The organism is Pseudomonas sp. C9-3 (assembly GCF_032392015.1).
GTDB lineage: Bacteria > Pseudomonadota > Gammaproteobacteria > Pseudomonadales > Pseudomonadaceae > Pseudomonas > Pseudomonas nitroreducens.
Genome location: NZ_CP135919.1, coordinates 5,282,275 through 5,300,972 on the forward strand (window position 1 = coordinate 5,282,275; position 18,698 = coordinate 5,300,972).

Genomic DNA, 18,698 nt, shown 5'->3' on the forward strand with positions numbered 1-18,698 from the left:
GGCCATCCGCCGCAGCGCCGCGCCATTCGTTCAGCTGCCGTTCAGGCAGCGTCGGGTCAGGCGGAAACGACGAAGATCGCGATGATCAGCGCCATGCCGAGGAACCACGCCAGCGAGCGCAGCAGCGCCAGGTCGGCGATGTAGAAGATCAGGTAAAGCAGGCGGCTGGTGACCCAGGCGATGGCCAGGCGGTCGATGGTGGCGGGCTCGGCGTTGTTCACCAGGTAGGCGATGATCACCGCCGCGGCGAAGGCCGGGGTCACCTCGAAGCTGTTCATCTGGAAGGCGTTGGCGCGCTTGCGATAGCCCTCCAGGCTGGCGAGGAAGGTGCGCGGGTCGTGGTTCTGCCGGGGGCCAAAGCCGCCGCCGGTGAACTTGGCGATGCTGGTGCCGACGTAAGGCAGGAAGATCGCGATCAGGACGCACCAGAAGGCAATGGGCATGGCGGGACTCTCGTCGAGGGGAAAGCGCGCAGCTTAGGTCATCGCCGCACGCCGCGTCCTTGACCGGCTTGGCGGGTTGCTCCGTAGCGCGAGCCAATCCTCAGAGTTTCATCACCAGCATGCCCGCCAGCACCAGGCTGCACGCCGCCAGGCGTGGCAGGCCGAAGGGTTCCTTGAGGAAGCGCATGCCAAACAGCACCACCAGCAGCACGCTGGTCTCGCGCAGCGCGGCGGCCTCGGCGATAGAGCCCAGTTGCATGGCCCAGAGCACCAGCCCGTAGCTGAGCAGCACGCAGAAACCGACGCTCAGGCCGAGCTTCCAGTCGTTGATCCAGAACTTGGCGAAGGCACGGGTTCGGCCGAACAGGGCCACCAGCGGGAACGGCAGACCGGAGAGCAGCGACAGCCACACCAGGTAGTCGAGCGGCTTGGGCCAGAGCTTGAGCGCGTTGCCGTCGGTCCAGGTGTAACTGCCGATGCACAGGCCCATCAGCAGCACGGTGGGGTACGCGATCCACGGTAGCTTCGAGCCGCCACCGCCCTTGAGCAGGAACAGCATGCCGACCGGGATCAGCAGGATGCCGAGGATCTGCTTGTCAGTCAGGTGCTCGCCGCCGAAGTAGAGGGTCAGCGCCAGCACCACCAGCGGCGACAGCCCGCGCATCAGCGGGTAGACCAGGCCCAGGTCGCCGACCTTGTAGGCCTGGATCAGCAGCACGCGATAGACCAGTTGCAGCGACACGGCGGCCAGCAGCCAGGGCCAGACTTCAGCAGGAGGAATCTCGATCCAGGGCAGCAGGACCAGCGCGGCGGCGAGGCCGACCATGTCCATGCACGCAACCACCAGTAGGCGGTCGTTGCTGAACTTGACGAGGGTGTTCCAGGTGGCGTGCAGCAGGGCGGCCAGCAGCACCAGGGTAGTGGCGAGCACGAAAACGAACTCCTGGTATAGACCAGGGCAATTCTACCCTGAGCCACCCCATGAGGGGCAAGCGCTGGCTGTTTCGGACATTTCCACCTGCCTCCTCAGCCATAACTGGCCTAGACTGGGCCTTTTCGCCAGCACGAGCCTCTGCCATGCCACGCCTGATCAAGTTCCTGACCGCTTACATCCTCGTCACCCTGCTCTCCGGCTGCGGCTACAACGCCATGCAATCCGGCGACGAAGGGGTGAAGGCCGCCTGGTCGGAAGTGCTCAACCAGTACCAGCGCCGCGCCGACCTGATCCCCAACCTGGTCAGCACCGTGAAGGGCTACGCCGCCCATGAGGCGAGCGTGCTGACCCAGGTGACCGAGGCTCGCGCCAAGGTCGGCAGCACCACCCTGAATGCCGACCAGCTCGACGACCCGGAAGCGGTCAAGCGCTTCCAGCAGGCCCAGGGACAGCTCAGCTCGGCGCTGTCACGCTTGCTGGTGGTCTCGGAAAACTACCCGCAGCTCAAGGCTGACGGCCTGTTCAAGGACCTGCTGACCCAGCTCGAAGGCACCGAGAATCGCATCACTGTCGCCCGTGGCCGCTATGTGAAGGCCGTGCAGGAATACAACGTGATGATTCGCCAGTTCCCGCAGGTGATCACAGCGAAGATCTTCGGCTACAAGCCCAAGGCCAACTTCAGCGTCGAGAACGAAGCCGCCATTTCCACCGCGCCTAAAGTGGACTTCGGCAACGCGCCGGCGCAGCCCGCACAATGACCCTGCCGCGCTGGCTGCTGGCCGCCCTGCTGCTGTGCTGGGCGGTCGTGCTGCAGGCGGCGCCGGTCGCCATTCCGCCGCTCAGCGCCCGCGTCACCGACCTCACCCAGACCCTCGATGCCGGGCAGCGCGCGCAGCTGGAAAGCCAGCTCGCCGGCCTGGAGCAACGCAAGGGCGCGCAAATCGCCGTACTGCTGGTCCCCACCACTGGCGAGGACAGCATCGAGGACTACGCGGTGCGCGCTTTCGAGCAATGGAAGCTGGGCCGCAAGGGTGTCGATGACGGCGTGCTGCTGGTGGTTGCGAAGAATGACCGTACGCTGCGCATCGAAGTCGGCTACGGGCTGGAAGGCACCATCACCGACGTCCAGGCCGGCCGGATCATCCGCGAACAGATCGTGCCCTTCTTTCAGAAAGGTGACTTCGCTGGCGGCATCCAGGCCGGCGTCGACAGTCTGATCGCGCTGATCGAGCCGCCCTCCGCCGCAACCACGCCGGACGGCAGCGAAGACGAATTGCCACATACCGGCCCGGCGGAAAACTACAGCGACGCCTACTCGAACCGCAACGCGACGGCCGCCGAGGAAATCCCGCCCACCCGCCTGGCAGCGTTACTCGGCCTGCTGATCGGCGTGCCGCTGCTGGGCATGCTGTTGCCGGTGTCCTGGATGCGCCAGCGCAGCATGGGCCGCTACCTGCTGTGCAGCGTGCTGGTGGGCGGCATCGCCGCTGGCGTGCTGCTGGTCAGCGAAGCCAATCCCGCCGCGCTGCAACAGCAGTTGATCGGCGCCTTCTCGATCCCGCTGGTGCTGTACATCTTCTTCCTGCCGCCGATGTGGCTGACCATGGGCGTGCTGCAACTGCTCATGACGATCATCAGCTCGATCGGCCGCGGCGGGCGTGGAGGTGGCGGCGGCGGTGGAGGCTTCCGTGGCGGCGGTGGTTCCAGCGGCGGTGGCGGAGCCTCCGGCCGCTGGTAATCCTGGCCCCTCAGAGCGCGGAGACGCCCTGCTCTTCCTCGCGGATCGAGCGCAGCACCTGGCGCTGCAGGTCGATGAACTCGGCGCTGGCGGCCATGTCCTCGTGGCGCGGGCGGCCGAGTTTCACGTCGAAGGTGGTCTTGATCCGCCCCGGCCCGAGCCCCATCACCACGATGCGGTCGGACAGGTAGACCGCCTCTTCCACGTCGTGGGTGACGAACATCACCGTCAGTCGATGGGTTTCCCAGATGCGCGTGAGCAGTTCCTGCATCTGGTGGCGAGTCATCGCATCCAGCGCGCCGAAGGGCTCGTCCATCAGCAGAATCTTTGGCCGGTAGGACAACGCGCGAGCGATCGCCACGCGCTGCTTCATCCCGCCGGACAACTCGTTCGGGTAGGCCTCGGCAAACTTCGTCAGCTTCACCAGTTCCAGGTGCTCGTCGGCGATTTCGCGGCATTGCGCACGGGACATGCCTGCGGCCTTGAGGGCGAACTCGACGTTCTGCCGCGCGGTGAGCCAGGGCAGCAGCGTGTAGGACTGGAACACCACGCCACGGTCCAGGCCCGGCCCGATGATCGGCACGCCGTCGACCTTCACGCTGCCGCTGTCGAACTCTTCCAGGCCGGCAGCGATGGACAGCAGCGTGCTCTTGCCGCACCCGGATGTGCCGACGATGGACACGAACTCGTTGTCCGCCAGCGTCAGGTCGATGTTGCGCAGTACCTCGCGGCGCTCCTTGCCGACCGCGAAACTCTTGTTCAGGCCGGAGATTTCCAAAGTCGCCATCAGTTGCGCCTCCGGTTGTAGCGGAACAGGACCTTCTCGCCAGCGCGCATGGCCTGGTCGGTGATCAGGCCGAGGAAGCCGAGCAGCAAGATGTAGCCGATGATGGTGTCGGTCTGGAAGAAGCGCTGGGACACGGTAATGCGGTAGCCCAGGCCCGAAGTCGCCGCCACCAGTTCAGCCAGCACCAGCCAGGTCCAGGCCCAGCCGAGGCTGATCCGCAGGGCGTCCCATATACCCGGCAATGCGCTGGGCAGGACGATCTTCAGGAGGATGCGGCGATCCGGCATCCCCAGCGTGCGACCGAGGCCGACGAAGTCAGCCGGCACGCGCTTGATCGCGTCCATCACCATCAGCACCTGCTGGAAGAAGGTACCGATCCAGATAATCAGGAATTTCTGGAAGTCGCTGGTGCCGGCCCAGAGGATGGTCAGGGGGACGAAGGCGACCACGGGCATGTAGCGTACGAAGTCCACCAGCGGCTCGGTGGCGGCTTTCCAGAAGCCGTAGCAGCCGGCGAAGACGCCGATGACGATGGACATCACCGAGGACACCAGGAAGGCCACGGCGATGCGGTACACGCTGACCTTCAGGTCCGACCACAGCGTGCCATCGGCGGCCAGCTTGAGCATGCGCGCCCAGACGTCACCGGGCGCCGGCAGGAATATCTTCGGCACCGCGCCGCTGGCGCCGGCCAGCCACCAGAGCAGCGCCAGCAGGACGAACACGGCGCCGCCGATGAGCAGGAAATGGCGCTGCGCGATCGGCTTGCCGATGGTGAACAGCGGGTTGGATTTACGGGCTTTCATGTCGGGCTCGTCGAACGGAGAAAGACGCGCGCCGGCTCGGGGCCGGCGCGCGCGTTGTATCAGAGCATCAGGCGATCAGAGAGCTTCGACGAAACGCGCGTCGATGGCCTGCGCCGGGGTGACCGGCTGCTGGAGGATGCCCGCTTCACTGGCAGCCTTCTGGATGTGTTCGAAGGAGCCTTTCTGGAAGGAGCCTTTCAGCTCGGCCTGGTTCTCCTTCACCGAGTAGAAGTGCACGCCGTCAAAGGCGCTGCTCAGCTCGGACTCGTCGGCGCCCACGCCCTTGGCGATGGCGGCACGGCCTTCGGCGCTCTTCTCGTTGTAGTGTTTGAGGCCCGCTTCCCAGCTCTTGATCAGCGCCAGCACCTGGCCGGGACGCTCCTTCAGCACGTCGTCGCGCACCACGAACACGTCGCTGATGATGCCCGGGTCATCCGAGCCCTTGTACAGCAGGTTGACCTTGGGGTTCTGCTGCTTGGCGGCGGACAGGTACGGCTCGTAGGTGACGGCGGCCGGGACCTGGCCGGCGATCAGCGCGCTGCCGGCGTTGGCGGCAGGCATCGGCACCGGCTGCACATCGGCGATGGTCAGGCCGGCCTTGCGCAGGGCGCTGTGCAGGAGGATGTCGCTGGTGGTGCCTTCTTCATAGGCGACCTGCTTGCCCTTGAGATCGGTCAGGGTCTTGATCGACGGGTCGACGATCAGCGCGTCGGCGCTGGTGCTCTGGTCCAGCAGCAGGACGATCTTCACCGGCAGGCCGGCGGCGACCATGGCCATGGCGGTGTGGGTGGCGAGGTTGCCGCCGTCGATCTGGCCGCTGGCCAGGGCGGCGTTCATGTCCTTGTCTTCGGTGAAGTTGACCAGCTCGACCTGCTCAAGGCCGTTGGCCTTGAAGGCGCCAGCCTGCTCGGCGACGTACCACTGGCCATAGCCCAGCCAGGGCTGCATGCCCATCTTGAAGGTGCCGGCCTCGGGCTTGGTGTCGGCCTTGATCGCGGCGGCGTGCGCGGCGCCGGTCAGCAGCAGGCTGGCGCAGGTGGCCACAGCCAGTTGGCGCAGCGCGGATGCGAAGGTGGTGTGCATGGTCTCTCCCCGGTCATTGTTCTGCAGGAACATTCTGCTGAATGCAGTACTGCTGGATCGGCGGGGAGCAGCGTCGGCCCATGCCCGCCGTGGGCGGGCACAGGCTCACATTCAATCGACGCAAATGCAAAGGTTTTCGCCGCGGTTCGGCTTGGCTCCGGGCACGCTGGCAATCACCTTGGCGAGCCAGCCATCAGGGCTGGGGAATGGCGTCGTCCTTGAACTGGTCCTTGATGTAGAGAATCTCGGTGCGACCGTGCGGCGCTGGTTGGCCATCGGGGCCGATGTTCACGAAGACCATCTTGTCGACCGTGAGGATGCTCTTGCGGGTGATCTTGTTGCGCACTTCGCAGGTCAGGGTGATCGAGGTGCGGCCGAACTCGGTGGCGGTGATGCCCAGTTCGATGATGTCGCCCTGGCGCGCGGAACTGACGAAGTTGATCTCCGAGATGAACTTGGTCACCACGCGCTGGTTGCCCAGCTGGATGATGGCGTAGATCGCCGCTTCTTCGTCGATCCATTTCAGAAGGCTGCCGCCGAACAGGGTGCCGTTCGGGTTGAGGTCTTCAGGCTTGACCCATTTGCGGGTGTGGAAATTCATGGAAGCTCCTTCTTGGGAGGTTGCGCCTCGTGAGCGCGATGACGGGGAAAGCCCCGCCGGCTACGCAAGTCTGGACCAGGCCGGCGCCAGATAACTTGCCATGACTCAGAGCCTATTCAACATCTTGCGAGCTAGAGCAGAACAAGGCGGGAACAGGCTGAAAAAGCGGAGTTTACGTTCTGTAAATGAGCATTTTTTAGTCTGTTTCCAACGCAGTTATGCCGACGCGCAGCAGGTGTTCAGCCAAGGCCGGCTTCGGCGCGGTATCGTGCGGCCTCATCCACCAGCCAGTCGCGGAAGGCGCCGAGGGTCGCCGATTCCACCTTGCGCTCGGGAATCATCAGGTAATAGGCATTTTCGCTCAAATAGGCATGTTGCATCGGCACGATAAGCCGCCCATCGGCCAGCTCGTGCTGGATCAGCATCGGCGGGATCAGCGCCACGCCCATGCCGTGCATCGCCGCCTGGGCGAGCATGGAGAACAGCTCGTAGCGCGTGCCGCTCATGTCGTGCGCCACGCTCATGCCCAGCGAACCGAACCACTGGCGCCAGGCGTAGGGCCGGGTGGTCTGCTGCATCAAGGGCAATTCGGCGATCTGCGCAGCGGACAGTTCACGACACCCACCCAGCAGCTCGGGACTGCACACCGGTACCGGGTTCTCGTGCATGAGGAAGTTGGCCACCGTGCCGGACCACACGCCGTCGCCGAAATACAGCGCCGCGTCGAACTCGGTGTCGGCGAAGAGGAAGGGCCGAGTGCGGTTGGTCATGTTCACCGTGACTTCCGGGTGCAGGCGCTTGAAGTCCTTCAGCCGTGGCAGCAGCCATTGCGTCGCAAAGGTCGGCACCACCGCCAGTTCCAGCGTGCCACCGCCCTGCTGCCCCATCACCGCCAGCGTGTCGCGCTCCACGGCGTCCAGGCGCTGGGCAACACGGCGGCTGTAGTTGAGCCCCGCTTCGGTCAGCTTCACCCCGCGCCGCGAACGGCGGAACAGCTCGACGCCGAGGAACTCCTCCAGCGTGGCGATCTGTCGGCAGATGGCGCTCTGGGTCAGCGACAGCTCGTCGGCGGCCTTGGTAAAGCTCTCGTGGCGGGCGGCAGACTCGAAGGCGACCAGCGCCGCGGTGGTCGGGATCTTGCGTCGCATCGAATGCCTCTTCGGAATATCGTGATGCACAGGAATCGCCAGGAGCGCCTGAAATAGAGGCAAGCAGGCAAAATCCAGCAGCAGCCCAGCAATTACGGAGTGACAAAATAGCACAACAGCGTGCGAATTAGTCGGTTGCCCGGCTTCCCGACGGCTGACTAGGATGGCCCACACCGAGCCCGCCTAGACTTGTGCGGGTCTTTCACTGTCTGCGTTCGAGGTTCTCCATGGCGACCAAAGCAAGCTTCAACTGGGAAGATCCGCTGCTGCTGGATCAGCAACTCACCGAAGAAGAGCGCATGGTGCGCGACAGTGCCCAGCAGTTCGCCCAGGACAAGCTGGCCCCGCGCGTACTGGAAGCCTTCCGCCACGAGCAGACCGACCCTGCGATCTTCCGCGAGATGGGCGAAACCGGCCTGCTCGGCGCGACCATTCCCGAACAGTACGGCGGCAGCGGCCTGAACTATGTGTGCTACGGTCTGATCGCCCGCGAAGTCGAGCGCATCGATTCCGGCTACCGCTCGATGATGAGCGTGCAGTCCTCCCTGGTGATGGTGCCGATCAACGAATTCGGCAACGAAGCCACCAAGCAGAAATACCTGCCGAAACTGGCCAGCGGCGAATACATCGGCTGCTTCGGCCTGACCGAGCCGGACCACGGCTCCGACCCGGGTTCGATGATCACCCGTGCCAAGAAAGTCGACGGCGGCTACCGCCTCACTGGCGCCAAGATGTGGATCACCAACAGCCCGATCGCCGACGTCTTCGTGGTCTGGGCCAAGGACGACGAAGGCCAGATCCGCGGCTTCGTCCTGGAAAAAGGCTGGGAAGGCCTGTCCGCCCCGGCGATCCACGGCAAGGTCGGCCTGCGCGCCTCGATCACCGGCGAGATCGTGATGAACAACGTGTTCTGCCCGGAAGAAAACGCCTTCCCGGACGTGCGCGGCCTGCGTGGTCCGTTCACCTGCCTGAACTCCGCCCGCTACGGTATCTCCTGGGGTGCCCTGGGTGCCGCCGAAGCCTGCTGGCACACCGCTCGCCAGTACACCCTGGACCGCAAGCAGTTTGGCCGCCCGCTGGCCGCCAACCAGCTGATCCAGAAGAAACTGGCCGACATGCAGACCGATATCACCCTCGCCCTGCAAGGCTGCCTGCGCCTGGGCCGGATGAAGGACGAAGGCACTGCCGCCGTCGAAATCACCTCGATCATGAAGCGCAACAGCTGCGGCAAGGCCCTGGACATCGCCCGCCTGGCCCGCGACATGCTTGGCGGCAACGGCATCTCCGACGAGTTCGGCGTCGCCCGCCACCTGGTCAACCTGGAAGTGGTGAACACCTACGAAGGTACCCACGACGTCCACGCGCTGATCCTCGGCCGCGCCCAGACCGGCATCCAGGCGTTCTTCTAAGTAATGCCCCGCGCTGGCCCGCCTGGGCCAGCGCACGCTTTACCTCTCGCCCGAGAGGCCCCGGGGAGGACCGTGGAGTCCCCGCACCGCGTCCTCCCCGCCCCTATCCAAGCTGCAGGTGATTGCATGTCCGGCGCCCTTTCGCACATCCGTGTCCTCGACCTCTCCCGCGTTCTCGCCGGCCCCTGGGCTGGGCAGATCCTCGCCGACCTCGGCGCGGAAGTGATCAAGATCGAGCGTCCCGGCAGCGGCGACGACACTCGCGCCTGGGGCCCGCCGTTCCTCAAGGACACCGACGGCCGCGACACCAGCGAAGCGGCTTATTACCTGTCGGCGAACCGCAACAAGAAATCCCTGACCATCGACTTCACCCAGCCCGAAGGCCAGCGACTGGTGCGCGAACTCGCCGCCAAGGCCGACATCGTGCTGGAGAACTTCAAGGTCGGCGGACTGAAGGCCTACGGCCTGGACTACGAGTCGCTGAAAGCGCTCAACCCGAAGCTGATCTACTGCTCGATCACCGGCTTCGGCCAGTTCGGCCCCTACGCCAAACGCGCCGGCTACGACTTCATGATCCAGGGCCTGGGCGGCCTGATGAGCCTGACCGGACGCTCCGACGCCGAAGAAGGCGCCGGCCCGGTGAAAGTGGGTGTCGCACTGACCGACATCCTCACCGGCCTCTACTCGTCCACCGCGATCCTCGCCGCCCTTGCCCACCGCGATGTCAGCGGCATTGGCCAGCACATCGACATGGCGCTGCTGGACGTGCAGGTCGCCTGCCTGGCCAACCAGACCCTGAACTACCTGACCACCGGCAACCCGCCGCGTCGCCTGGGCAACGCGCACCCGAACATCGTGCCGTACCAGGACTTCCCCACCGCCGACGGTGACCTGATCCTCACCGTCGGCAACGACGGCCAGTTCCGCAAGTTCGCCGAACTGGCGGGCCACCCGGAATGGGCCACCGACGAGCGCTTCGCCACCAACCAGGCGCGCGTGGCGCACCGCGAGGTGCTGATCCCGCTGATCCGCCAGGCCACCGTGATGCGTACCACCGCCGAGTGGATCGCTGTGCTGGAACAGGCCAGCGTGCCGTGCGGGCCGATCAACGACCTGGCCCAGGTGTTCGCCGATCCGCAGGTGATCGCCCGCGGGCTGCGCGTGGACCTGCCGCACCCGCTGGCCGGCACAGTGCCGCAGGTCGCCAGCCCGATCCGCCTGTCCGAGACCCCGGTCGAATACCGCAATGCCCCGCCGACCCTCGGCCAGCACACCCAGGAAATCCTCGAAGGCGTGCTCGGCCTGGACCAGGCAGCCATCGGCAAGCTGCGCGACAGCGGCGTGATCTGACCCCACCCGATTATCGGCGCCCGGCACTGCGGGCGCCCACGATCCCCGAAACGACGCCCGCGCCAGGGTTTTCACGGCCCCTGGCGCGGGCGCGGCGGGGAACCCGGTCGCGATCCACTGCGTGATCGCGACCAAAAGCCTTTGGCTTGTCATGCGCCATGGCTATAATCCGCAGGCTTCAATAACGGCCGGCACTGTCCGGTCGTTCCCGCCACCTGTCCGAGGGGCGCTGCAGCAGGTCGATTCGCTTCGGCTTGTCAGGCTCGGATGGGGCGCGTCACGGTCGGCATCCGCCGATCGCCAAACGCATCAACGGCGCCCATTCGCAGACAACGAATGGAGAGTTACGCATGAGCGCTGTCACGCCTGCCGGTTTCACCGACTTCAAAGTCGCCGACATTTCCCTGGCCGCCTGGGGCCGCCGCGAGCTGATCATTGCCGAATCCGAAATGCCGGCACTGATGGGCCTGCGCCGCAAGTACGCCGCCAGCCAGCCGCTGAAAGGTGCGAAGATCCTCGGCTGCATCCACATGACCATCCAGACCGGCGTCCTCATCGAGACCCTGACTGCGCTGGGCGCCGAAGTGCGCTGGTCGTCCTGCAACATCTTCTCCACCCAGGATCAGGCCGCCGCCGCCATCGCCGCCGCCGGCATCCCGGTGTTCGCCTGGAAAGGCGAGACCGAGCAGGAATACGAGTGGTGCATCGAGCAGACCATCCTCAAGGATGGCCAGCCGTGGGACGCCAACATGGTGCTGGACGACGGCGGTGACCTGACCGAGATCCTGCACAAGAAATACCCGCAGATGCTCGAGCGCATCCACGGTGTCACCGAAGAAACCACCACCGGTGTTCACCGCCTGCTCGACATGCTCAAGGCCGGCACCCTGAAAGTCCCGGCGATCAACGTCAACGACGCTGTGACCAAGAGCAAGAACGATAACAAGTACGGCTGCCGTCACAGCCTGAACGATGCCATCAAGCGCGGCACCGACCACCTGCTGTCGGGCAAGCAGGCCCTGGTGATCGGCTACGGCGACGTGGGCAAGGGCTCCGCCCAGTCGCTGCGTCAGGAAGGCATGATCGTGAAGGTCTCCGAGATCGACCCGATCTGCGCCATGCAGGCCTGCATGGACGGCTTCGAGCTGGTCTCCCCGTACAAGAACGGCCTGAACGACGGCACCGAAGCCAGCGTTGACGCCGCCCTGCTGGGCAAGATCGACCTGATCGTCACCACCACCGGCAACGTCAACGTCTGCGACGCCGGCATGCTGAAAGCGCTGAAGAAGCGCGCCGTGGTGTGCAACATCGGCCACTTCGACAACGAAATCGACACCGCCTTCATGCGCAAGACCTGGGCATGGGAAGAGGTCAAGCCGCAGGTGCACAAGATCCACCGCACCGGCGCCGGCGACTTCGATCCGGCCAACGACGATTACCTGATCCTGCTGGCCGAAGGCCGCCTGGTGAACCTGGGCAACGCCACCGGCCACCCGAGCCGCATCATGGACGGCTCCTTCGCCAACCAGGTACTGGCGCAGATCTTCCTGTTCGAGCAGAAGTACGCCGATCTCTCCGCCGAGAAGAAGGCCCAGCGCCTGACCGTCGAAGTACTGCCGAAGAAGCTGGACGAAGAAGTGGCCCTGGAAATGGTGAAAGGCTTCGGTGGCGTCGTCACCCAGCTGACCCCGAAACAGGCCGAGTACATCGGCGTGACCGTGGAAGGCCCGTTCAAGCCGGACACCTACCGCTACTGATGTGCCAGAGGGCAGACGAGCAATCGTCTGCCCTCTTTGCCATTGGACGTCATTGGAAGCCTTGCATGGACCTGCAGGACAGCTACAACCAGGCCTGGATCTTCGCCGCCGGCGCGCACGCCGGACAGACGCTGACCGCCTCGACGCTGCCCTACGCGGTCCACCTGGCGATGGTGGCCAACGAAGTGATGGCGGCCGACCGCGAAGCGCCCATCGAGCGCCTGGCGGAGACCGTCCAGATTGCACTGCTGCACGACGTACTCGAAGACACCCCGGTGCCCTTCGAAGAACTGCAGACGCGTTTCGGCGAGTTCGTCGCCGAAGGCGCCCAACGCCTGAGCAAGGTGGTGAATGGCGAAAAGCTGCCATTCGATACCTACCTCGAAAGGCTGGCGACCGGCGCGCAGCAATATGCGATCGTCAAGCTGTGTGACCGGATCACCAACCTGCAGCCGCCACCCTCGACCTGGGCGCGGAGCAAGATCGCCGAATACCATGGGGAGTCGCAGCGTATCCTGGCCGTCCTCGGCCATGTGCACGAGCCCAGCGCCGAGCGACTGCGCACGAAGATAGACAATTATCGCCGTTACTTCTGAAGTCGACGGCACATGCCGGCAGCCGCGCAATGATGTGGCGCCGAAGGAACGACCATGAGTCAGAAAGATCGCCGTTTCAGCTTCGAGTTCTTCCCCGCCAAGACCGAAGCCGGCCATGAAAAACTGCTGGCCACCGCGCGCCAGCTGGCAGCGAAGAAGCCCGACTTCTTCTCCTGCACCTACGGTGCCGGCGGCTCCACCCGCGACCGCACCCTGACCACCGTGCTACAGCTGGACGGCGACGTGCAGGTGCCCACCGCCCCGCACCTGTCGTGCGTCGGCGACACCAAGGCCGAGCTCTCCGCCCTGCTGGCCCATTACAAGGACGCCGGCATCCGTCGCATCGTCGCCCTGCGCGGCGACCTGCCCTCGGGCATGGGCATGGCCAGCGGCGAATTGCGTTTCGCCAACGAACTGGTGGAATTCATCCGCGCCGAAACCGGCGATCACTTCCACATCGAAGTTGCCGCCTATCCGGAAGTTCACCCGCAAGCGCGCAATTTCGAGGATGATCTGGCGAATTTCGTGCGCAAGGTCAAAGCCGGCGCCGACTCTGCCATCACACAATACTTCTTCAACGCCGACAGCTACTTCCATTTTGTCGAGCGTGCAGAGAAACTCGGTGTCAGCATTCCGGTCGTACCGGGTATCATGCCGATCACCAACTACACCAAACTGGCCCGCTTCTCCGACGCCTGTGGCGCGGAAATCCCTCGTTGGATTCGCAAGCAACTGGAAGCCTACGGCGACGACATCGCCAGCATCCAGGCCTTTGGTGAGCAGGTCATCACCGACATGTGCGAACGTCTCCTGGAAGGCGGCGCACCCGGTCTGCATTTCTACACCCTGAACCAGGCTGAACCCAGCCTGGCGCTCTGGAACAACCTCAAGCTCCCCCGCTGAGGATCATTGCTCCGGGCTTACCGTCCACGATCCCGGCCAGCGCAACGCCGGCGTATCGTGAGCGGAGTGCTTCCAGCCCAAGGCTGAGCGCTCGCCCCGAGCTTGAAATCACGCGCCCTCGAGCCGGCAGGTCGCCGGCCTACAGGAACCCCGCATGTCCTTTACTTCCCTCGGTCTCTCCGAGGCCCTGGCTGGCGCCGTTGAAGCCGCCGGCTACGCGCGCCCCACTCCCGTTCAGGAACGCGCCATCCCCGCCGTACTGCAAGGCCGCGACCTCATGGTTGCCGCACAGACCGGCACCGGCAAAACCGGCGGCTTCGCCCTCCCGGTACTCGAACGCCTGTTCCCCGAAGGCCACCCGGACCGCGAACACCGCCATGGCCCACGCCAGGCCCGCGTCCTGGTACTGACCCCGACCCGTGAGCTGGCAGCCCAGGTGCACGACAGCTTCAAGGTCTACGCCCGCGACCTGCCGCTGAAAAGCGCCTGCATCTTCGGCGGCGTCGGCATGAATCCGCAGGTGCAGGCCATGTCCAAGGGCGTCGATGTCCTGGTCGCCTGCCCTGGCCGCCTGCTCGACCTGATCGGTCAAGGCAGCGTCGACCTGTCCCGCGTGGAAATCCTCGTCCTCGACGAAGCCGACCGCATGCTCGACATGGGCTTCATCCACGACGTGAAGAAGGTCCTCGCCAAGCTGCCGGCCAAGCGCCAGAACCTGCTGTTCTCGGCGACCTTCTCCAAAGACATCATCGACCTCACCAACAAGCTCCTGCACAACCCGGAGCGCATCGAGGTCACTCCGCCGAACACCACCGTCGAGCGTATCGAACAACGCGTGTTCCGCATCCCGTCGGTGCAGAAGCGCGCCCTGCTGGCGCACCTGGTGACCGTGGGTGCCTGGGAACAGGTACTGGTGTTCACCCGCACCAAGCACGGTGCCAACCGCCTCGCCGAGTACCTGAGCAAGCACGGCCTGCCGGCTGCCGCGATCCACGGCAACAAGAGCCAGAACGCGCGCACCAAGGCCCTGGCCGACTTCAAGGCCAACGACGTGCGCATCCTGGTCGCCACCGACATCGCCGCTCGCGGCCTGGACATCGACCAACTGCCTCACGTGGTCAACTACGAGCTGCCCAACGTCGAGGAAGACTACGTTCACCGCATCGGCCGTACCGGCCGTGCCGGTCGCACCGGTGAGGCCATCTCGCTGGTAGCGCCGGACGAAGACAAACTGCTCAAGGCCATCGAACGCCTGACCAAGCAGCGCATTCCCGATGGCGACATGCAGGGCTTCGATCCCGATACCGTGCTGCCCGAAGTCCAGCAGCCCGAGGCGCGCGAAGTGCCTCAGCGCCAGCCGCGCAAGGACAAGGCCAAGCGTGGCGAGCGCAAGGACCGCAGCAAGGACAAGCCGCAGCAGCCCCAGGGCGAGGAGCAGCAGAACGCCGCCCCCGCAGCTGAAGGCGAATTCGCCGACGGCGACAAGCCAGCCGGCAAGCGCCGCCGTCGTGGCGGCCGCGGCAAGAAGAAGGGCGACGGCCAGGGCAGCGACGCTCAGCCGAATGCCAACGCTCAGGCTCGTGAGCCGCGTGAGCCGCGTGAGCCGCGCGAGCCTCGCCAGCCCCGACAGCAGGACCAGCAGGGCCAGGCCCGCCAGCAGCCCAAGCCGGCTCGCGCACCCAAGGCCGAGGCCAACGGTAACCGCGATCCGGAAGAGTTCCTCGACGACGACTTCGACAACTTTGGCAACCGTGCCGACTACGTCAGCCCGTTCCCGGACAAGGACCAGCAGCGCGGCCAGCGCCGCCGTGGCGGTCAGGGCCAGGGACAGGGTCAAGGCCAGAACCAGGCTCAGGGCCAGCAACGCCCGCGCGGCCAGGGTGGTCAGGGCGCCGGCCAGGGCGGAAGCGGTCAGAACCGTGGCCAGGGTCAAGGGCAAGGCCAGGGCCGTGCCGCCAAGAAGCCTAACGGCGGCGGTCGCACCCAGGGTCAGGGCGGCAACGCTCAGGGCAAGGCCGGCCAGCGCAAGCGCGGTGGCAAGGCTCCGGCTTCGCGCATGAACGACGCCCCGCTGCGCGAGCCGAGCGAGTACGGCGCCGCCAAGCCGACCCGCCAACCGGTAGTGATCAACAAGCGCGACCTGGTCCGCACCGACCGCTTCCCGACACCGGAGCAGTTGGAAGAGCTGGAACCGCGCCGCAAGACCGAGCGTCCCGCGCTGCTGACCCGCAACCGCGACTGACGCTGCAGAAGAAGCCGCCCTCCGGGGCGGTTTCTTTTTGCCCGCGATTTGTCGCCGGAGCCTACGTGAAAGTTCTGCGCTCGGGTCGGCCCTCACCCTAACCCTCTCCCAAGGGGAGAGGGGCCCGTTAGGTGCAGGATGAAAGCTCAGTGTCAGCCGGCTCGGGCTGCCCCCTCTCCCTGAGGGAGAGGGCTGGGGTGAGGGGGATGCATTGGTACGGACTCCCCAGGAAAAGACAGTTGTTCCTACCCACCTCTCCAGACACAAAAAAGCCGCCCGAAGGCGGCTCTTTCACGACAGCAAAAACGTCACAGCACTTGCCGCAGGAAGCTCTGCGCGCGCGCATCCTTCGGCTGGGCGAAGAACTCCGCCGGGGCGGCGTCCTCCAGCAGCTTGCCGTGATCGAAGAACAGCACGCGGTCCGCCACTTCGCGGGCGAAGCCCATCTCGTGGGTCACGCAGACCATGGTCATGCCTTCCACGGCCAGGGTCTTCATCACGTCCAGCACCTCGCCGACCATTTCCGGGTCGAGCGCCGAGGTGGGCTCGTCGAACAGCATCACCTTCGGGTCCATGCACAGCGCGCGGGCAATGGCCACACGTTGCTGCTGGCCGCCGGAGAGGCGCGACGGGTACTCATTGGCCTTCTGGCCGATGCCGACCTTATCCAGCAGCGCCCTGGCCTTGGCCTCGCGCTCCGCCTTGCCGCGCTTGCGCACGACTTTCTGCGCCAGGCACAGGTTTTCCAGCACGGTCATGTGCGGGAACAGGTTGAAGTGCTGGAAGACCATGCCGACTTCGCGGCGGTAGGCGTTGACGTCGGTCTTCGGGTTGGCGAGGTCGAGGCCGTCGATGCTCACCGAGCCGGAGTCGAACTCCTCCAGGCCATTCAGGCAACGCAGGAAGGTGGACTTGCCCGAGCCGGACGGGCCGATCACCACCACGACCTCACCCTTGGCCACACCGGTGGTGACGTCATCCACCGCGCGCACGACTTGCCCGCGGGTATCGAAGACCTTGGTCAGGTTACGGACTTCAATCACTTTGGCCGAGCCTCCGCTCCAGGCGCCCCGCCAGATGCGACAGCGGCAGGTTGATCACGAGGTAGAGGGCGGCGACGCAGAACCAGATCTCGAAGGTGGAGAACGAGGTGGTGATCGCCTCGCGGCCGCTCTTGGTCAGTTCGGTGATGGCGATTACCGAGACCAGGGAAGTGTCTTTCACCAGGCTGATGAACTGCCCCGCCAACGGCGGTAGCACGCGCTTGAAGGCTTGCGGCAGGATCACGTGTCGCATCGACTGCGCCGCATTCAGGCCCAGGGAGCGCGCCGCCTCGTCCTGGCCGCGGGCGATGGACTGCACGCCGGCACGGACGATCTCGGCCACGTAGGCACCGGTGAACAGCGCCAGCGCCGCCACGCCCGCGAACTCGCGGGAGAGGTTCAGCACGGTGCCGATGAAGAAGTAGAAGATGAAGATCTGCACCAGCAGCGGCGTACCGCGCACCAGCTCGACGTAGAGGGTCGAGAGGTCGTGCAGCGTCGGGTTCTTCGACAGGCGGCAGAGACCGGTGAACAGGCCGATGAACAGGCCGAACGCGCCGGAAACGAATGAGATCCACAGCGTGGTCCACAGCCCCCAGGTGAGCGGGCCGGCGGCCCAGTGGCGGGTCGCTCCGACGACATCGCCTTCGGCGACGTCGTCGTTTTCGGAGAACTGCAGGCTATCCGCCGCAACGGTCAGCACCTGCTGCTTGCCATCCTCGTCCACCAGCGTGACGCGGGCATCGCTGCCCTGCGGCTCGACCTTCTCCACCCGCGAGATGCTGTCCGCACGCAGCGGTTCTTCAGCCTGATAGGCGAAGTACTGCGGGACGCGGTTCCAGCGCCACTCGTAGGAGATCAGCGAAGTGGAGTACCAGATGGCCAGGCCGATCAACAGAAGGATCAGACCGGTCAGCCCGTGCCAGGGCCAGGTTGCGCGTTTCGTTCTAGCCACGAATCTCTACCGTGAAAATGCGAACGCGCAGGCCGGGGGCCTGCGCGTCGGGTCAACCAGCGTCAGACGTGGATTATTCCATGTCCTTGAGCCAGTCGGTGCTCTTGAACCACTTATCGTGCAGACGATCGTAGGTGCCGTCTTCACGAATCTGCTTGAGGAAGTTGTTGATGAAGTTGATCGAGTCGTAGTCGCCCTTCTTCAGGCCGAAGGCCAGCGGCTCGTAGGTGAACGGCTGGTCCAGGTGCACCAGCTTGCCGGCGCCGAACTTGCCGACGGCAACGACGTTGTACGGCGAGTCGTAGATGAAGGCGTCAGCCTTGCCGTTGACCACGTCCATGACTGCTTCGGGCTCGTTGTCGAAACCGTGGTACTGCGCCTTGGACAGCTGCTTCTTGGCGACGAATTCGCCGGTGGTGCCGATCTTCGAGGTGATGCGGTACTTCGCATCGTTCAGGTCCTTGTAGGACTTGATCTCGCCTTGCAGTTCCTGACGGATCAGCAGGGTCTGACCGACCACGATGAAGGGATCGGAGAAGTTCAGGCGCAGGTTGCGTTCCTGGGTCAGGGTCATGCCCGAGCCGATCATGTCGAACTTGTCGGTGAGCAGGGCCGGGATGATGCCGTCGTAGGCGGTGGAAACCAGCTCCAGCTTGACGTTCATGGACTTGGCCATGGCCTTGAGCAGGTCCACTTCGAAGCCGACGATCTGGCCGCGCTTGTTGGTCATCTCGAACGGCATGTAGGTCGGGTCCATGCCTACACGCAGGGTGCCGCGCTTGGCCGCTTCATCGATGGCGCCGGCCTGAGCCGCGCTCACGCTGACCAGGGCGCAGACGCCCATCACCAGCGATGCCAGGTACTTTTTCATCCCCATACTCCCAAGCAAGTGAAAGAACTTGT

At 65.1% G+C, this 18,698-nt stretch carries 18 protein-coding genes and 1 riboswitch; of the genes, 8 read left to right on the forward strand and 10 right to left on the reverse strand.

Features of this window, described 5'->3' with window-relative positions; translation table 11 throughout:
* Positions 1-56: 56 nt before the first annotated feature.
* Positions 57-443, reverse strand: coding sequence for an MAPEG family protein (locus tag RS899_RS24240; protein ID WP_054911273.1), 387 nt, complete (start codon positions 441-443; stop codon positions 57-59).
* Between the two features lie 100 nt (positions 444-543).
* Complete coding sequence (locus RS899_RS24245; protein ID WP_315808260.1) at positions 544-1,374, reverse strand: EamA family transporter; 831 nt, start codon at positions 1,372-1,374, stop codon at positions 544-546.
* 146 nt (positions 1,375-1,520) lie between these two features.
* Between RS899_RS24245 and RS899_RS24250 the strand changes: the two genes are divergently transcribed.
* Together RS899_RS24250 and RS899_RS24255 are read left to right on the forward strand one after the other, a co-directional pair.
* On the forward strand, positions 1,521-2,135 hold the full coding sequence (locus RS899_RS24250; protein ID WP_037011389.1) for a LemA family protein: 615 nt from the start codon (positions 1,521-1,523) through the stop codon (positions 2,133-2,135).
* Entirely contained in the window at positions 2,132-3,115 is a 984-nt protein-coding gene (locus tag RS899_RS24255) for a YgcG family protein (RefSeq protein WP_315808261.1), read from the forward strand. Before RS899_RS24250 ends, RS899_RS24255 begins: the two co-directional genes overlap by 4 nt.
* A 10-nt stretch (positions 3,116-3,125) precedes the next feature.
* Here RS899_RS24255 and RS899_RS24260 read toward each other — a convergent pair whose 3' ends face one another.
* From RS899_RS24260 to gcvA, 5 genes are all read right to left on the reverse strand, one after another.
* The gene (locus RS899_RS24260) at positions 3,126-3,902 is read right to left on the reverse strand and encodes an ABC transporter ATP-binding protein (protein ID WP_315808262.1); all 777 of its coding nucleotides are present in this window, start codon (positions 3,900-3,902) and stop codon (positions 3,126-3,128) included.
* Entirely contained in the window at positions 3,902-4,708 is an 807-nt protein-coding gene (locus tag RS899_RS24265) for an ABC transporter permease (RefSeq protein ID WP_024764172.1), read from the reverse strand. Before RS899_RS24265 ends, RS899_RS24260 begins: the two co-directional genes overlap by 1 nt.
* A gap of 75 nt (positions 4,709-4,783) precedes the next feature.
* Positions 4,784-5,791 (reverse strand): ABC transporter substrate-binding protein, encoded by a 1,008-nt coding sequence (locus tag RS899_RS24270; protein WP_315808263.1) that lies wholly within the window; start codon positions 5,789-5,791, stop codon positions 4,784-4,786.
* A 193-nt stretch (positions 5,792-5,984) separates the two neighbouring features.
* Positions 5,985-6,392: an acyl-CoA thioesterase gene (locus RS899_RS24275; protein ID WP_045215897.1), complete on the reverse strand. Its 408-nt coding sequence runs from the start codon at positions 6,390-6,392 to the stop codon at positions 5,985-5,987.
* Between the two features lie 239 nt (positions 6,393-6,631).
* Positions 6,632-7,540: a transcriptional regulator GcvA gene (gene gcvA, locus RS899_RS24280; RefSeq protein WP_054910843.1), complete on the reverse strand. Its 909-nt coding sequence runs from the start codon at positions 7,538-7,540 to the stop codon at positions 6,632-6,634.
* Positions 7,541-7,767: 227 nt separating this feature from the next.
* Here gcvA and RS899_RS24285 point away from each other — a divergent pair, with 227 nt between their 5' ends.
* From RS899_RS24285 to RS899_RS24310, 6 genes are all read left to right on the forward strand, one after another.
* Positions 7,768-8,949, forward strand: coding sequence for an acyl-CoA dehydrogenase (locus RS899_RS24285; protein ID WP_038803335.1), 1,182 nt, complete (start codon positions 7,768-7,770; stop codon positions 8,947-8,949).
* 126 nt (positions 8,950-9,075) lie between these two features.
* Positions 9,076-10,299, forward strand: a complete 1,224-nt coding sequence (locus RS899_RS24290) for a CaiB/BaiF CoA transferase family protein (protein WP_054910844.1) — start codon at positions 9,076-9,078, stop codon at positions 10,297-10,299.
* A 215-nt stretch (positions 10,300-10,514) separates the two neighbouring features.
* A riboswitch (S-adenosyl-L-homocysteine riboswitch) is annotated at positions 10,515-10,627 on the forward strand.
* Between the two features lie 22 nt (positions 10,628-10,649).
* A complete protein-coding gene (ahcY, locus tag RS899_RS24295; protein ID WP_045215888.1) occupies positions 10,650-12,056 on the forward strand; it encodes an adenosylhomocysteinase in 1,407 nt (468 codons plus the stop codon).
* A gap of 65 nt (positions 12,057-12,121) precedes the next feature.
* Entirely contained in the window at positions 12,122-12,652 is a 531-nt protein-coding gene (locus tag RS899_RS24300) for an HD domain-containing protein (RefSeq protein WP_233297436.1), read from the forward strand.
* Positions 12,653-12,706: 54 nt separating this feature from the next.
* A complete protein-coding gene (gene metF, locus RS899_RS24305) occupies positions 12,707-13,555 on the forward strand; it encodes a methylenetetrahydrofolate reductase [NAD(P)H] (protein WP_024764178.1) in 849 nt (282 codons plus the stop codon).
* A 154-nt stretch (positions 13,556-13,709) separates the two neighbouring features.
* A complete protein-coding gene (locus tag RS899_RS24310; RefSeq protein WP_315808264.1) occupies positions 13,710-15,797 on the forward strand; it encodes a DEAD/DEAH box helicase in 2,088 nt (695 codons plus the stop codon).
* Positions 15,798-16,105: 308 nt separating this feature from the next.
* On the opposite strand, the gene RS899_RS24315 is transcribed toward RS899_RS24310, so the two are convergent.
* The 3 genes from RS899_RS24315 to RS899_RS24325 all read right to left on the reverse strand — a co-directional run bounded on the left by RS899_RS24315 (position 16,106) and on the right by RS899_RS24325 (position 18,666).
* A complete protein-coding gene (locus RS899_RS24315; protein ID WP_233297439.1) occupies positions 16,106-16,840 on the reverse strand; it encodes an amino acid ABC transporter ATP-binding protein in 735 nt (244 codons plus the stop codon).
* On the reverse strand, positions 16,833-17,795 hold the full coding sequence (locus RS899_RS24320) for an amino acid ABC transporter permease (protein ID WP_315808265.1): 963 nt from the start codon (positions 17,793-17,795) through the stop codon (positions 16,833-16,835). The genes RS899_RS24315 and RS899_RS24320 overlap by 8 nt, the downstream gene beginning before the upstream one ends.
* A gap of 73 nt (positions 17,796-17,868) precedes the next feature.
* Entirely contained in the window at positions 17,869-18,666 is a 798-nt protein-coding gene (locus RS899_RS24325) for a transporter substrate-binding domain-containing protein (RefSeq protein WP_054910848.1), read from the reverse strand.
* Positions 18,667-18,698 lie beyond the last annotated feature (32 nt).

Coding starts and splice junctions, on each gene's coding strand:
- RS899_RS24240 (WP_054911273.1), bottom strand. CDS start 443: ATGCCCATTGCCTTCTGGTGCGTCCTGATCGCGATCTTCCTGCCTTAC.
- RS899_RS24250 (WP_037011389.1), top strand. CDS start 1,521: ATGCCACGCCTGATCAAGTTCCTGACCGCTTACATCCTCGTCACCCTG.
- RS899_RS24255 (WP_315808261.1), top strand. CDS start 2,132: ATGACCCTGCCGCGCTGGCTGCTGGCCGCCCTGCTGCTGTGCTGGGCG.
- RS899_RS24260 (WP_315808262.1), bottom strand. CDS start 3,902: ATGGCGACTTTGGAAATCTCCGGCCTGAACAAGAGTTTCGCGGTCGGC.
- RS899_RS24265 (WP_024764172.1), bottom strand. CDS start 4,708: ATGAAAGCCCGTAAATCCAACCCGCTGTTCACCATCGGCAAGCCGATC.
- RS899_RS24270 (WP_315808263.1), bottom strand. CDS start 5,791: ATGCACACCACCTTCGCATCCGCGCTGCGCCAACTGGCTGTGGCCACC.
- RS899_RS24275 (WP_045215897.1), bottom strand. CDS start 6,392: ATGAATTTCCACACCCGCAAATGGGTCAAGCCTGAAGACCTCAACCCG.
- gcvA (WP_054910843.1), bottom strand. CDS start 7,540: ATGCGACGCAAGATCCCGACCACCGCGGCGCTGGTCGCCTTCGAGTCT.
- RS899_RS24285 (WP_038803335.1), top strand. CDS start 7,768: ATGGCGACCAAAGCAAGCTTCAACTGGGAAGATCCGCTGCTGCTGGAT.
- RS899_RS24290 (WP_054910844.1), top strand. CDS start 9,076: ATGTCCGGCGCCCTTTCGCACATCCGTGTCCTCGACCTCTCCCGCGTT.
- ahcY (WP_045215888.1), top strand. CDS start 10,650: ATGAGCGCTGTCACGCCTGCCGGTTTCACCGACTTCAAAGTCGCCGAC.
- RS899_RS24300 (WP_233297436.1), top strand. CDS start 12,122: ATGGACCTGCAGGACAGCTACAACCAGGCCTGGATCTTCGCCGCCGGC.
- metF (WP_024764178.1), top strand. CDS start 12,707: ATGAGTCAGAAAGATCGCCGTTTCAGCTTCGAGTTCTTCCCCGCCAAG.
- RS899_RS24310 (WP_315808264.1), top strand. CDS start 13,710: ATGTCCTTTACTTCCCTCGGTCTCTCCGAGGCCCTGGCTGGCGCCGTT.
- RS899_RS24325 (WP_054910848.1), bottom strand. CDS start 18,666: ATGAAAAAGTACCTGGCATCGCTGGTGATGGGCGTCTGCGCCCTGGTC.